11 protein-coding genes are annotated in these 13,548 nt (G+C 73.8%); 6 read left to right on the forward strand and 5 right to left on the reverse strand.

All coding sequences use genetic code 11. The features are described from left to right. Positions 1 to 107: 107 nt before the first annotated feature. The 4 genes from ACFV46_RS11455 to ACFV46_RS11470 all read right to left on the reverse strand — a co-directional run bounded on the left by ACFV46_RS11455 (position 108) and on the right by ACFV46_RS11470 (position 5,862). Positions 108 to 1,436, reverse strand: a complete 1,329-nt coding sequence (locus tag ACFV46_RS11455; RefSeq protein WP_385497867.1) for a ThuA domain-containing protein — start codon at positions 1,434 to 1,436, stop codon at positions 108 to 110. A gap of 68 nt (positions 1,437 to 1,504) precedes the next feature. Continuing rightward, positions 1,505 to 2,890 carry a lectin gene (locus ACFV46_RS11460; protein WP_385497868.1) on the reverse strand — a complete coding sequence of 462 codons (1,386 nt, stop codon included), beginning with the start codon at positions 2,888 to 2,890 and terminating at the stop codon, positions 1,505 to 1,507. Between the two features lie 320 nt (positions 2,891 to 3,210). Continuing rightward, the gene (locus ACFV46_RS11465; protein ID WP_385497870.1) at positions 3,211 to 4,758 is read right to left on the reverse strand and encodes a PH domain-containing protein; all 1,548 of its coding nucleotides are present in this window, start codon (positions 4,756 to 4,758) and stop codon (positions 3,211 to 3,213) included. Positions 4,759 to 4,920: 162 nt separating this feature from the next. Beyond that, on the reverse strand, positions 4,921 to 5,862 hold the full coding sequence (locus ACFV46_RS11470; protein WP_385497871.1) for a C45 family autoproteolytic acyltransferase/hydolase: 942 nt from the start codon (positions 5,860 to 5,862) through the stop codon (positions 4,921 to 4,923). 316 nt (positions 5,863 to 6,178) lie between these two features. On the opposite strand from ACFV46_RS11470, the gene ACFV46_RS11475 reads away from it, so the two are divergent. From ACFV46_RS11475 to ACFV46_RS11500, 6 genes are all read left to right on the forward strand, one after another. After that, positions 6,179 to 7,096, forward strand: a complete 918-nt coding sequence (locus tag ACFV46_RS11475) for a DUF1918 domain-containing protein (protein WP_385497872.1) — start codon at positions 6,179 to 6,181, stop codon at positions 7,094 to 7,096. Between the two features lie 177 nt (positions 7,097 to 7,273). Then, positions 7,274 to 7,879, forward strand: a complete 606-nt coding sequence (locus ACFV46_RS11480; RefSeq protein WP_385497873.1) for a hypothetical protein — start codon at positions 7,274 to 7,276, stop codon at positions 7,877 to 7,879. Between the two features lie 110 nt (positions 7,880 to 7,989). Beyond that, entirely contained in the window at positions 7,990 to 8,895 is a 906-nt protein-coding gene (locus tag ACFV46_RS11485; protein WP_385497874.1) for a universal stress protein, read from the forward strand. A gap of 129 nt (positions 8,896 to 9,024) precedes the next feature. After that, on the forward strand, positions 9,025 to 11,715 hold the full coding sequence (locus tag ACFV46_RS11490; RefSeq protein WP_385497875.1) for a GNAT family N-acetyltransferase: 2,691 nt from the start codon (positions 9,025 to 9,027) through the stop codon (positions 11,713 to 11,715). Positions 11,716 to 11,725: 10 nt separating this feature from the next. Continuing rightward, positions 11,726 to 12,436, forward strand: coding sequence for a CBS domain-containing protein (locus ACFV46_RS11495; protein ID WP_361936691.1), 711 nt, complete (start codon positions 11,726 to 11,728; stop codon positions 12,434 to 12,436). A gap of 29 nt (positions 12,437 to 12,465) precedes the next feature. Beyond that, positions 12,466 to 12,981 carry a flavodoxin domain-containing protein gene (locus ACFV46_RS11500; RefSeq protein WP_385497876.1) on the forward strand — a complete coding sequence of 172 codons (516 nt, stop codon included), beginning with the start codon at positions 12,466 to 12,468 and terminating at the stop codon, positions 12,979 to 12,981. Between the two features lie 3 nt (positions 12,982 to 12,984). Here ACFV46_RS11500 and ACFV46_RS11505 read toward each other — a convergent pair whose 3' ends face one another. Further along, on the reverse strand, positions 12,985 to 13,422 hold the full coding sequence (locus ACFV46_RS11505) for a winged helix-turn-helix transcriptional regulator (protein WP_385497877.1): 438 nt from the start codon (positions 13,420 to 13,422) through the stop codon (positions 12,985 to 12,987). Between the last annotated feature and the right edge of the window lie 126 nt (positions 13,423 to 13,548).

Consider the following 13,548-nt stretch of genomic DNA (forward strand, 5'->3'; position numbering starts at 1 on the left):
CGCTCACCGCCCGATTATCGCCGCCGGGCCGCCCGGGCGCCGGGACGGCTTGCCCCGGCCCCGTGCGGCCCGGCGACGCTCACCCGGACGGCCGTCGCGGCCGGGGGTCAGGGCTGGGCGGTGAGCCGGAAGCTCTGGGCGGCCGAGCCGTCGCACGCCCGCTGCACCAGCTGGGCACCGTTCGCCGCACCGCCGGTCGTGCTCAGGCACTTGCCGCTGTGCCGGGCGGTGAAGTGGTAGGCGCCGTCCCCTTCGCGCACCGGCAGCCACTGCTGGTTGCCGCCGCCGCCGTACGCCCACAGCTGCAGGGGCGCGCTGTCCGCGGTGGAGACGTCGGTGACGTCGACCACCTGGTTCGGGTTGCCGCGGATCGCGACGCGTGTGTAGCCGCCGTCGGTGGGCTTGAACTGGAACTGCTGGGCGAGGGTCCCGTTGCAGGTGTACTGCTGGACGGGCGTGCCGTCGGCCGTGGCCGCCGACCGGGCGTCGACGCACGTCCCGGAGGCCTTGTCGCTCAGCGCGTACCACGCCGTCGGTGAGATGGGATCGGTGGGCGCGGGTCCCCCCTCCGCCCGGCCGAGCCACTTCAGGCCGTCGAGGAGGAAGCGGTTCTGGGTGGCGCTCGCGAACGTCGACGACAGGCGCGTGCCGGTGTCGTAGTTCATCGCGTTGTGCCCGAAGTTCGCGTACAGCATCCGGTACTGGGTGTTGGTCCACAGGATCGGGTAGTAGCCGCTGTACCAGGACTGGTTCGGGTCGGTGCCCAGCGGGAAGCTGCTCGGGTCGATGGAGGCCAGGACCTTGATGTCCGGGTTCGCCCGCAGGTCGTTGGACCAGCTGTACCACTCACTGACGGCCGAGGTGAACGTGGCGGGCAGCCCGGCGGTGGCCGGGTGGGTGCGGTCCTCGGTGCGCAGCACCGCCGTGGTGGGGCCCCAGGTGTTGGACTTGAAGTTCCCGCTGCCGAGGAAGGAGTTGTAGAACCAGGGCCAGGAGGCGGCGTTCGTGGTGAACGCCGAGACGTGGAAGCCCATCCACCCTCCGCCGGCGCGCACATACCGTTCGAAGCCCGAGCGCTGGGCCGCCGTCTGCGGCGCGTCGTCGAGGAACAGGACGACCTGGTACTCGTTCACCCCGCCGTTCGCCAGCAGGTTCCAGTCGGTGGTGGCCCGGTAGGTGAAGCCGTTCTCGGCCCCCGCCTGCGGGAACCACTGGTTGGCCTCCTTGACGAAGTCGATGTGGGCGGCGTCCCAGGTGCCGTTGTAGAAGGCGATGACCTTGAAGGGGGTCGCCTGCGGGGCCGCCTCGGGGGCGGCCGACGCGGCGCCCGCCGGGGCGGTGAGCCCGCAGACGACCGCCAGCAGTGCCAGCAGACGGACGGCGAGCCGCCGCCAGGGGGCGGTGCGGGGGCGTCTGGGCCGGGTGGGTCGGGGCATGGCTGCTCCTCCTGCCGCCGGGGCGGCGCGAGTCGGGGAGTGGGGGAGAGGCGGGGCGGACCGCACGGTCAGCCGGCGTACTGGGAGAAGACGCGGGTGAACTCCCAGGGCTGCTGGGCCACCCCGGAGCAGCTGTCCGCGCCGCCGCCGGTGCACGGCCGGTCCCGGTTGACGGACCAGAACGTCAGCCGCGCCAGGTGCCGTTGCTGCGCGTAGGCGAGGATCGTGCGGAAGTCGGCGACGGTCACCGTCTCGGAGTTGTCCGTGACGCCGTTCATGGAGGAGATGCCGGTGTGCCGGTACGCCTGGTCGTCGCTGTAGCCGTACGCGTTCTTCACGGCGGTCTTCAGGCCCTCGGCCGCGCGGACGGTGAGCTGGCCCATGTTCTGGCCGGCGCCGCCGAAGTTGAACGGCATGATGGTCCAGCTGTCCACGGTCAGCCCGGACGCGGCGGCCTTGCCGATCAGGCTGCCGTCGGGTCCGTTCTGGCCGGTGCCGAAGGTGACGTACACCTTGATCCCGGGGTTGTTCGCCTTGACGGTCTTCAGGGCGTCCACCGTGCGCTGCTGCACGGTCGGGCTGTCGTAGGCGGCCGCCTCGATGTCGATGTCGATGGCCTTCAGCCGGTAGGCGTCGATCACCTTCTGGTAGGCGGCGGCGAGTTCACCCGCGCTGCCGCAGGAGCTCTCGAGCTTGTTGCCGCTCCAGCCGCCGAAGGACGGGATGACGTCGCCGCCGGCGCCGCGCACCGCGTTGATCGTCTGCTGGTCGACGCCGTCGGTCAGCGGACGGCCGCCGTCCCACTGCGGGTTGCAGTAGCCGTTGCTGAGGACGAACGCGAGGGTGAACCACTTGACGCCGGTCGCGTTCATCACGGTCGTCGGACTCGGCGGGTCGCCCCAGCCGTTGTAGAGGTACGGGGCGACGGCCATCGCGCCCGGGCCCGGTGCCGGGGTGTCGGTTCCGGGGGCGGTCCACTTCTGCTGGGCGGCGCCGGTGCAGCTCCAGATCTGGACGGGGGTCCCGTTGGCGGAGCTCGCGCCCTTCACGTCGAGGCATTTGTCGGCCTGCGGATTGACGATGTCGCGCGCGGCGGTCACGGTCCAGCGCTGGGCGCCGCTGCCGTTGCAGTCCCAGAGCTGGACGCGGGTGCCGTCGGCGGTGCCGGCGGACGCGACGTCCAGGCACTTGCCGAGCGCGCGGATCGTGCCGTCCGAGCCGACGTTCCACTGCTGGGCGCCGGTGCCGTTGCAGTCGTAGAGCTGGACGGCGGTGCCGTTGGCGGTGGCCGCCCCGGCCACGTCGAGACACTTGCCGCCGAGGCCGGTGATCTGCCCCGTGGCCTGGGCGGCGGCATGCGCGGGGAGAGCGGCGAGCGGGGCGAGGAGGAGGGCGGCGAGCGCCGTGCCTGTCGCGCCGCGCAGCGCGGGCCGGGGGAGGGAGGGAGAGGTCATGCGGCGTCCTGTCCTGTCGTCGGGGGTCGCGGCCGACTCATGGCTCGTCCACGACCGCGTCGGGCGGGCAGGCGGGCGCGCCGCCAGCGCGCGGGCATGCTCATGACAGGCAGGAAGTGGGGGGCTGTGAAGTCGTCGACCGCTGAACGAGGGTGGGGGAAAACAGGGTTGCTCCAGTTACTTCACACCGTGAATTTAAGGAGCAGCGGAAAACCCCTGTCAAGACATCGGACCGGGTTTGGTCCAGTCCAATGAGACAGGGGCTCTCCGAACGTCCCCGGAACGGCGCTACCCGAGGCAGCCGAACGGGATTCCCGCGATCACCCGTCGGACCCGGCGGCCACCACAGGCGTGTCCTCCTCGGCGGTGAACGCGCGCAGGATGCGGGCCAGGTCGGCCGGAGCGGCCGCCAGCCGGACCAGCCTGCCCTCGTCGTCCAGTTCGGCGATGTCCCAGCCGCTCGGCACGGTGTCGCCGTCGCCGCCGCGGGGACGCCGCACGGTCCTGACGGTGATCCGCTCCACGGGGATCGGCCGCGCCGCGTACCGGCCCGGACCGGAGTGCGGGAGCACGGCGGGCCCGTCCTCGCCGAGCACGATGTGGGTACCGAAGCCGTGCGGGTTGTACTCGGTGGACTCCAGGAACCGGGCGGCCAGGAAGACGTCCTCGCCACCGGCGTCCGCCCGCCCCGGCGTGTCCGCACCGGGTGTGTGGAGGCGGGTCGCGCGCCAGGCCCCGGCGAACAGGCCGACCGAGGCCGCCGCCCCGAGAACCGCCCACGCCACGCCCCCGGGTGAGCCCGGCACCAGGGTCGGATGCGTGTAGCAGTACGGCAGCGACCACAGGGCCGTACCGACGAGGGCACCGGCGAACGGCAGCGGCGACGGCAGGAGTTCGTCGGCGGGCCGGCGGCGCGCCCGGCGGCGCTGCGCGATCAGCGCCGCCGGGTAACCGGCGATGAGCACGCACACCGCCGCGGCCACCGTGACCTCTCCGGCGGCGGGGAAGTGCTCGCGCCACACATGGTGTTCACCGACGACCTCCCGTACGCCCCCACGCCAGACGGTGACTTCGACGCGGTCACCGGCATGGAAGCCGGCGGCCCCCTCCTTCGACACCGAAACCTGGTCCACCGGCCGCCCGCCCGCGAAGGACACCCAGCTCCGGCCCTTGCCCTGCGCCACCTCGGTGTCTCTCACGACAGCCGACACAGTCGTCAGGCAGTCCCGGTCCCGCCCCGCCTCCTGCCCGGCGCACGGGACGGCCGACGTCCACGCCAGCTTCTCCTCCGCCACCACCGGGACGAACCACGCGGCCAGCGCGGCACCCGCGAGGAACAGGGCGCACAGGAAGGCGGGCAGTCCGAGGCCGCGCCCGGCCGTGCCCTTGGAGAGCACGGCGAGATGGTCCGACTCCGGTGAGCCGTACCGCCGGTGCAGCGCCCGCAGCGCCTCCACGGTCGCGTCGAAGCCGGGCCGGTCGTCGGCGGACGAGCTGGCCGGCAGGGGGAGACGCCAGACCCGTCCACCGCGGGTGACGACATGGACGCGGTGGATCTCGCCATGCCGTGCGTACTGCACACGCACCCGCACATCGGCGACGTCCTCCCAGCGCGCACTGCGGCGGTGCAGCAACGTCCGGTACGCCAGCCCGCTCGCGTCGGCGTCCACCCGGATGACCAGACCGTACGCTCCCGCGACACCCAGCGACGCGAGCACGCAACCCGCGAGGACCCACGCGTCGGGGACCCCGCCCGCAGCCGCCATACGGGCCACGGCCAGGACCAGCCCCGCCGCACCGAGACCGACGAGGAACCAGGGGACCCGCCTCGACCGAGGACGGCACCTCACCTCAGACACGCTGCTCATGCCGGAAGCCTGCCATCGCCCCACCCGGACGTGCTTGTCCGGACCACGGCAGCGTCAGGGCGTTCGACGTTGCCGGATCAGCACACCTCCGGTGCCTGGACCAGCTTCACGCAGGCTCCACGGAGGTACGGAACACACCGGTCACCACGACGGCTCCGGCGATCAGGCGGGGCCCAGAGTCATGCTCCGGGTGCCCGGCGTGAAGGTGGCGAAGGACTGGGGCCAGGAGGTGTCCGGCCAGTGGTAGGTCACCTGGCCCTCGGCGGGGCGGTAGTGGGCGGTGTAGACCGTGCTCAGGCCCTCGTCGTAGGCGAGTTGGTACAGCGGGGACTTCAGCATCGCCGCCACGTCCGGGCCCGTCGCGCGGACGGCGGCCAGGCGCTCCTGGGTCCGGGAGAACCGCTCCTGGTCGTCGGGGACCGGCAGATGCTGGTGATTGGCGGCGCAGGCGTCGGGCGCCTCGGTCAGAGGGATGTCCGGTCCCACGTACACCGTCCGCGCCTGCTCGGCGTCGACCAGGGTGACGTTCTGCGGGATGGCGATCGGCATGGGGCGCAGCCTGCCGACCGCCTCGTCGACCGTCTTGCACGTCTCCAGCAGGTAGCGCAGGACGATCGGGATCGCGAAGCCCGGGCCGTGGACGAAGCGTCCGCCGAAGGTGAGCGAGACCGCGAGCCCCGCGTCGTTCATGCCGTCCAGCAGCCCCCACGCGGCGTCCTGCATACCGATCACCGGCCGCAGGAAGTGCGAGGACACGATGGTCCCCTCGCAGTCGTCGGGGTCGAAGTCGTAGTTGCGCAGCAGTGTGCCGCCGGCGCCTATCTGGGTGCAGCCCGAGAAGAACGGCCGTATGGCCGCGAGGGTGAGGAAGGTCTCCGCCTCCCGCCGGTCGAGCTGAGCGGCGAGCCGGCCCAGCACGGGGACCAGCTCCGGCATGTGCTCCCCGAACAGCCGCCGCGCCCGGTCCGCGCCCTTGGCCGTACGGCCCTCCTCGGCCAGCCACTGCTCCGCGAGCGGCCACAAGGGCTGCGCGTAGGCGGCCCAGCGCCCGTCGCTCCCGTCGCCGATCTCGAGCGCGCGGAAGGTCTTCTGGCGTCGGCGCATGGCTGCCGCTCCTTCGCGGGGTCCGGTGGTCGAATCGAGTCAGGTCGAGGGCAACCTAGTGAATTCCGGCGTGTGTTGACCAGTGCGGATCATTCCGGCCGGCGTCTCGCGGCGGACTCAGGCCGGCTGCGCGCCGCCGAGGACCTGGCCCTCCCCGCCGGCCCTCGCCAAGGGGGCCGGCCTGGACCGGACCGTGATCAACCCCCTTCGGCGCCCATGAGGGCCGCTCGACCCATGCGGGCTCCGGCCGTGCGTGCGACGTTGGATACAGCACCCCGCGCACCATCGCGCACCACCGGGAGGAAGGGCGGCGGCCATGCGAGCGCACGTCGGAGATCAACTCGTCATCGAGAGCCCGTCCACCGGCGCCGCGCGGCGCGACGGCGAGATCGTCGGGCTGCACCATGAGGACGGGACGCCCCCGTACGACGTGCGCTGGTCGGACACGGACGAGGTGACCCTCGTCTTCCCCGGCCCCGACGCGCACGTCCACCACCTCGACCACGAGGCGCCCGGCACGCCCGGCACCCCCTCCGGCCAGGGCTCCGCCGCGAGCGAGCCCGCCGCCGCGCCCCGGAGCAGGACCCCCAACCCCGGCGACATGGGCCGGCGCCTGGTCGCCGAGCGCCGCCGGCACGGGCTCAGCCGTGAGGAGACGGCCGCACGGGCCCGGATGTCCCCGGACTACCTGGCCTACCTGGAGGAACACCCGGCCGACCCGACCGCGGCCACCCTGACCCGCCTCGCCGACGCCCTCGGCACCACCGCGACCGCACTGCGCGGCGGAGGCATGGACCTGCCGCCCGGACAGGGCCACGCCCTGCTCCACCCCGAGGTGCGTGAGCTGGATCCGGACGAGTGCCGCACCCTGCTCTCGACGCACGGTGTGGGGCGCGTCGGGGTGACGGAGTCCGACGGCCGCCCGGCGATCGTCCCGGTCAACTACGAGATCGTCGACGACATGATCGCCTTCCGGACGGAACCCGGCTCCGTCGCGGCGGCCGCCGTCGGGACGGAGGCCGCCTTCGAGGTGGACCACGTGGACGAGACCATGAGCCTGGGCTGGAGCGTGCTGGCGGTGGGCCCCGCGAACGCGGTCACGGACCCGGACGCCGCCCGCCGGCTCACCGAGAGCGCCCACTCCATGCCCTGGGTGGGCGGAGAACGGGAGTTGTGGGTCATGCTCCGGCCGGAACGGCTCACGGGCCGCCGTATCACCCCCGCCGACCGCTGATGCGCCGTCATACCCCGGCCGACGGCGCCGCGTTCACCGCTCGCCGGTCCTGACGGGCCCACACATCAGGGCCGTTCAGCCCTCCCGGATGCCCCCTTCGGCACCGCGCCACGTCATGTCTTCGCCACGACAGTGGAGGACGTCAACGGCGCATCCGTCCCGAGGGGGATGAAGATCATGGCAGTGCACGATCCATCACACCGGCGCATCGGTTTCCGCTTCCCGGCCGCACGCGGGGCCGCCACCGCCGAGGAGGCCGCCACCACGGCGACGAGCGCCCACGTCCTCGCCGGACTGCGGCTGCTGACCGGCTTCGTCTTCCTGTGGGCCTTCCTCGACAAGACCTTCGGCTTCGGCTACGCCACACCCTCCGGCAAGGGCTGGATCGACGGGGGCTCGCCGACGCGGGGCTTCCTCGGCTCGGTCGCCGTCGGCCCGCTGGAGGCCGTCTTCCACTCCTGGGCCGGTGACGCCTGGGCGGACTCGCTGTTCATGCTCGGGCTCCTCGGCATCGGCGCGGCCCTCGTCCTGGGCGTCGGACTGCGGCTCGCCGCCGTCGCGGGCACCGTGATGATGGCCCTGATGTGGATGGCCGAGTGGCCGCCCGCCCGGCACCTGTCGGACGGCTCGCCGAGCATGTCGACCAACCCCTTCGCCGACTACCACCTCGTGTACGCCGTCGTCCTGATCGCGCTCGCCGCCGCCGGCTCCGGCGCCGTCTGGGGGCTCGGCGAGGCCTGGACCCGGCTGCCGTTCGTCGCCCGTCACCCCTGGCTGCGCTGACCCGAGGGGGCCGTTGGGCCGGTCGGCCCCGGCCGGGGACCAGCGGCCCCTGCCCCCGCGGCCCCGCACGGCCGACGCTGGAATCAGAGATCCGATCAGGAGGCAGCATCATGTTCCGCACTGTTGTCGCAGGTCTGGACGGCTCGTCCGAGAGCCGGTCCGCGACCGAGTGGGCGGCCCGCGAGGCGCGGCTGCGCGGACTGCCGTTGAAGATCGTCCATGTCTGGGAGCCCGTCCCCGAGCCCATGGCCCAGGCCCCGCTCCTCGGCGCCGAGACACAGCAGCACTGGACCGAGCGCGTCCCGCGCGAGGCCGCCGAGGCGATCCGGCTGCGCCACCCCGACATGGAGCTGACCGTCGAGCAGCGCACGGGCGACGCCGCCGGCACCCTGCTGGACGCGGCGGAGGACGCCGACCTGCTGGTGCTCGGCTCGCGCGGGCTGAGCGGGCTCGGCGGGTTCATGGTCGGTTCCGTCGGACTGGCCGTGGTCGCCCGCGCGGAACACCCCGTCGTCCTCGTCCGGGCCGGTGAACAGGCCGCCGACGAGCACGAACCGGACGCCGAAGGGCTGCCGTCGGGTGAGACCGCCTACCGGCCCGTCGTCCTCGGGCTCGACGCGACGAGCCCCGACGGGACGCTGATCCAGTTCGCGTTCGAGGAGGCCGCGCGCCGCGGGACCCGGCTGCGCGTGCTCCACGGCTGGAACCTCCCGCCGTACTACGTCTACGGCCTGTCCGTCGACATCGAACTGCACGACGAGATCGTCCGGCAGCAGGCCGTCCTGCTCGCCGACGTCCTCAATCCCTGGCGCCAGAAGTTCCCCGACGTCGAGGTGGTCGAGGAAGTCCCCGCCGGCAGCCCCGGAGCCCGGCTCGTGGACGTCTCCCGCGAGGCGTCGCTCGTGGTCGTCGGCCGCCGTATCCGCCGGCGCCCGTTCGGCGCGCACATCGGCCCGGTGACCCACGCCGTCCTCCACCACGCCGTGGCACCCGTCGCCGTCGTCCCGCACCACTGACGGAGGGACGGCGGAAGGACGGACACGGGCCGCGGCCCGCCGGCCGCTCCCGGACCCGGGACGCGGCCGCCGCGGCCCGCCGGCCGCTCCCGGACCCGGGACGCGGCGCACCGAACAGCAGGGGGAGCGATGAAGGACGACATGCCCGCCCGGCCCACCACCCACGCCCTCCTGGCGGACGGCACCACCGTGTGCGTCCGCCCGGTGGCGCCGGCCGACCACGACCTGATCCGCGCCCTGTACGACGCCATGTCCCCGGAGAACCTGCGCCTGCGGTTCTTCACCGCCGCCCGGAGCTCCGCCGGGACCGCCACCGACCGGGCCTGCCGCGCACCCGGCCCCGGGCACCTGGCCCTGCTGGCCGAGACCGGGGGACAGGTCGTCGGCCTCGCCGAGTACGACACGCCGGGCGCCCCGGACGCCGACACCGCCGAGGTGTCCCTCGCGGTCGCCGACCACCTGCACCACCGGGGCATCGGCACCCTCCTCGTCGAGCACCTGGCCTCCGCGGCCCGCGCGGCCGGCATCACCACGTTCACCGCCGAGGCGCTCAGCGAGAACCACGAGGTGCTGCGGCTCTTCGCCGGTCTCGGCCTGCGCACCGCCCGCCACTTCGACGGCCCCGAGGTGCGCTGCACCATCGCCCTCGACCAGAGCGACACCTATCTGACCGCCGTGGAGGAACGGGGCCGCACCGCCGACCTCCTCAGCCTCGACCCCCTGCTGCGTCCCCGGACCGTCGCCGTGGTCGGCGCCGGACGCCGGCCGGGCTCGGTCGGCCGGGCGATCCTGCACCAACTGCGCTCCGGCGGCTACACGGGCCGCCTGTTCGCCGTGAACCCCGCCGCCCGCTCGATCCTCGGCGTCCCCTGTCACCCCTCCGTCGACGCGCTGCCCGCGACACCCGACCTCGCGGTGCTCGCCGTCCCCGCCGCCGCGGTCCCCTCGGCCGCCGAGGAATGCGGCAAGGCGGGCGTACGGGCCCTCGTCGTCGTCACGGGCGGGCTGGACACCGGGCAGGGCCGCGACCTGCTGGACACCTGCCGGTCCCACGGGATGCGGCTGGCCGGCCCCGACTGCCTCGGCCTCGCGAACACCGGACGACACCTGTACGCCACGTTCGCCGCGCGCCCCCCGAGCGCCGGCACGGCCGGGGTCGCCGTGCAGTCCGGCGGGGTGGGCATCGCCCTGCTCGACGGGCTGTCCCGGCTCGGCATCGGCGTCTCCACCTTCGTCTCCCTCGGCGACAAGTACGACATCAGCGGCAACGACATGCTCCAGTGGTGGGAGAGCGACGGCCGCACCGACCTCGCCGTGCTGCACCTCGAGTCCTTCGGCAGCCCGCGCGCCTTCTCCCGTACCGCCCGGCGCGTGACCCGGCGGATGCCGGTCCTGACCGTCGACGCGGGCCGTACCGAGGCCGGCCGGCGCGCCGCCGCCTCCCACACCGCGGCCGCCGCGACCCGCACCATGACGCGCGCCGCCCTGTTCACCCAGGCCGGCGTCACGGCGACCCGCTCCTGCGGCGAACTGCTCGAAGCAGCCGCCCTGCTGCACTCCCAGCCCCTGCCCGCCGGCCCCCGCGTCGCGATCGTCACCAACGCGGGTGGCGCCGGTGTCCTCACCGCCGACGCCTGCGCGGAAGCCGGGCTCCACCTCCCCGAACCCACCCCGGACCTGGCCGCGGGCCTGCTCGCCGCCCTGCCCGACGACGCCGTCGCCGGCAACCCCGTCGACACCGGAGCCGCCGTCACCGAGGACCAGCTCACCGCCTGCGTGGGCCGGCTGGTGCGCCACCGCGCCGTGGACGCTGTCGTCGTCGCCCTCGTCCCCACGGCACTCGCCGCCGCCACCGGGGACGATCTCGTGCGCGCCCTCACCGGGTCCGGACGGCTCCCCAAGCCCGTCGTCGCCGTCCGGCTCGACCAGGCCCTGCCCGTGGCACTGCTGCCCGCCGCCGACGGCACCGCCGTCCCCTCGTACGCCGAACCCCAGGCGGCCGCCCGTGCCCTGGCCCACGCCGCCCGCCGCGCCGCCTGGCTCGCCCGCCCCGTCGGCACGGTCCCCGACCTCGACGGCGTCGAGACGGGCCGGGCCCGTACCGTCGCCGACAGCTTCCTCGCCCGCCACCCGGACGGTGGCCGGCTGCACCCGCGCGAGTGCGCCGAACTCCTCGGCTGCTACGGCATCCCGCAGGCACCCTGGGCCTGGGCGGAGACCGAGGACGACGCCGTACTCGCCGCCGAGCGGCTGCGCGGCTTCGACGGGCGCGTGGTGATGAAGGGGTACTGGCCCGGTCTCGTGCGCAAGAGCGCCGCGCACGCCGTCCACCTCGACCTGCGCGGCGACTCCCAGGTCCGGGCCGCCTTCCGCGACCTGGAGACCCGCTTCGCCGGGCTGCTGGAGGGCGTCCTCGTCCAGCCGCTCGCCGACCGCGGCACGGAACTGTTCGCCGGTGTCGTGCAGGACGAGGTCTTCGGCCCGCTCGTCCTGTTCGGGCTCGGCGGCACCGCCACCGACGTCCTCGCCGACCACGCGGCCCGTCTCGCGCCGCTCACCGACCACGACGTGCACGACCTGATCACCTCGCCCCGCTGCGCGCCGCTCCTCCTCGGTACGGACGGCGCCCGGCCCGTCGACCTCGCCGGGCTCGAACAGCTGCTGCTGCGCCTGTCCCGGCTGGCGGCCGACCTGCCGCAGCTGGCAGAGGCCGACTTCAACCCCGTGCTCGCGACACCGGGCGGCGTCACCGTGCTCGACGCACGGGTGCGTCTGGTGCCCCGCGCACCCCACGACCCGTATCTGCGCCGGCTCCGCTGAGGAGGCCCCCATGAGGCACGACAAGGTCGGCTCGGTCATGACGACGGACGTCGTCCGCGCCGAGTACGGCACGCCGTTCAAAGAGGTGGCCCGGCTGCTCGGCGGACACCGCATCAGCGGGCTCCCGGTCGTGGACGACGACGAGATGGTCCTCGGAGTGATCTCCGAGACCGATCTGCTGGCCCGCCAGGCCGCACCGCCGGATCCGCCCGGCACGGGGAGCCGGTTCTCCCTCGACCGGCTGACCCGCGCCGGACGCCGGCGCGCCGCGCAGGCCCACGCCCGCACCGCCGGGCAGCTGATGACCGAACCCCCGGTCACCGTGCACGCCGAGGACACCATCGTCGAGGCGGCCAGGACCATGGCCCGGCACCGGGTGGAGCGGCTGCCCGTCCTGGACGAGGAGGACCGCCTCGTCGGCATCGTCACCCGCAGGGACCTGCTCCAGGTCTTCCTGCGGCCCGATACCCGTATCCGCGCCGAGGTCGTCGACGAGGTGCTGGTGCGCGCGCTGTGGCTGCCGCCGGGCTGCGTCACGGTCACCGTCGTGGAGGGCGTGGTCACGCTCTCGGGCCGCATGGAACGCAGGAGCGAGACGGAGATCGCACTGTCGATGACCCGTCAGATCGACGGGGTGGTGGGCGTCGTGAACAAGCTGACCCACCGGCTGGACGACACGCACACCCGCCCCGCGGAACTGTCATGGCCGCGCAGGCCGTGACCCGAGAGGACGAAGGAGGGCCGAGTGCCATGACCACCAAGGTGCTCGTCGCCTACGGGACGACGAACGGGTCCACGGCCCGGATCGCCGAGACCGTCGCCGAGGTGCTGGACAAGGAGGGCCTCACCGCCGAGGCGCTGCCCGCCCGCACGGTCACGAGCGTGTGGAGCTACGACGCCGTCGTGGTCGGCGGCGCCCTGTACACCGGACGCTGGCACAGGGACGCCCGCCGGTTCGTCCGGCGGCACCGCGAGGACCTCGCCGCCCGCCCGGTGTGGCTGTTCAGCAGCGGCCCGCTGGACCCGTCGGCCTCCGAGCGCGACATCCCCCCGGTGCCCGGGGTGGTACGGGCGATGGCCCGGCTCGACGCCCAGGGGCACATCACCTTCGGGGGCTGCCTCCAGGAGGGCGCGCGGGGCCGCGTCGCCCGCATGATCCTGCGCAGCGGGAAGGGAGGCGACTTCCGCGACTTCGCCCGGATCGAGGACTGGGCCCGCACGATCGCCGCGGACCTGACGGCCGACGTCCGGGCGGGGTGGCTGTGAGCGTCAGGCGGTGTGCGCGTCGTACGTCTCGCGGTGGGCCAGCACGTCGTCCATGTGCACCTCGGCCCACGCCTTGAGGCCGCGCATCATCTCGCACAGCGACACCCCGAGGTCCGTCAGCTCGTACGACACCGTCACGGGCACCGTCGGGACCACGGTCCGCGACACCAGCCCGTCACGCTCCAGGGAGCGCAGCGTCTGCGTGAGCATCTTCTGGCTGACGCCGGCCAGCAGGCGCTGCAGCTCCGAGTAGCGCATCACGCGCGGCTCGCCCCCGCAGCCCTCCGGCCCGCCCGCGCCGCCGCTGCCGAGCGCGGCCAGGACCAGCGTGACCCACTTGCCGGAGATCCGGTCGAGCAACTGGCGGCTGGGACACACCGCCAGGAAGGCGTCGTACGCCACCTTCGCCCGGGCCCGCTGTTGCTCCGCCGTCGTCGCCATCGGCCGTCTCCTCCTACCGTCGGGTGCCCTACGCACTTCGAAGTGCCTACTTCCCCGAAGGAAGCTGCACACCAATAGTGGTGCAAGGCGCCGTCAGGCACCAGCGGCTGATCCGACCCGAAAGGC

This window comes from Streptomyces sp. NPDC059852 (genome assembly GCF_042731455.1).
Classification (GTDB): Bacteria; Actinomycetota; Actinomycetes; order Streptomycetales; family Streptomycetaceae; genus Streptomyces.

Bases quoted from the DNA above. Each gene is read 5' to 3' on its own strand.
- ACFV46_RS11455 (WP_385497867.1), bottom strand. From the start codon at position 1,436: ATGCCCCGACCCACCCGGCCCAGACGCCCCCGCACCGCCCCCTGGCGG.
- ACFV46_RS11460 (WP_385497868.1), bottom strand. From the start codon at position 2,890: ATGACCTCTCCCTCCCTCCCCCGGCCCGCGCTGCGCGGCGCGACAGGC.
- ACFV46_RS11465 (WP_385497870.1), bottom strand. From the start codon at position 4,758: ATGAGCAGCGTGTCTGAGGTGAGGTGCCGTCCTCGGTCGAGGCGGGTC.
- ACFV46_RS11470 (WP_385497871.1), bottom strand. From the start codon at position 5,862: ATGCGCCGACGCCAGAAGACCTTCCGCGCGCTCGAGATCGGCGACGGG.
- ACFV46_RS11475 (WP_385497872.1), top strand. From the start codon at position 6,179: ATGCGAGCGCACGTCGGAGATCAACTCGTCATCGAGAGCCCGTCCACC.
- ACFV46_RS11480 (WP_385497873.1), top strand. From the start codon at position 7,274: ATGGCAGTGCACGATCCATCACACCGGCGCATCGGTTTCCGCTTCCCG.
- ACFV46_RS11485 (WP_385497874.1), top strand. From the start codon at position 7,990: ATGTTCCGCACTGTTGTCGCAGGTCTGGACGGCTCGTCCGAGAGCCGG.
- ACFV46_RS11490 (WP_385497875.1), top strand. From the start codon at position 9,025: ATGAAGGACGACATGCCCGCCCGGCCCACCACCCACGCCCTCCTGGCG.
- ACFV46_RS11495 (WP_361936691.1), top strand. From the start codon at position 11,726: ATGAGGCACGACAAGGTCGGCTCGGTCATGACGACGGACGTCGTCCGC.
- ACFV46_RS11500 (WP_385497876.1), top strand. From the start codon at position 12,466: ATGACCACCAAGGTGCTCGTCGCCTACGGGACGACGAACGGGTCCACG.
- ACFV46_RS11505 (WP_385497877.1), bottom strand. From the start codon at position 13,422: ATGGCGACGACGGCGGAGCAACAGCGGGCCCGGGCGAAGGTGGCGTAC.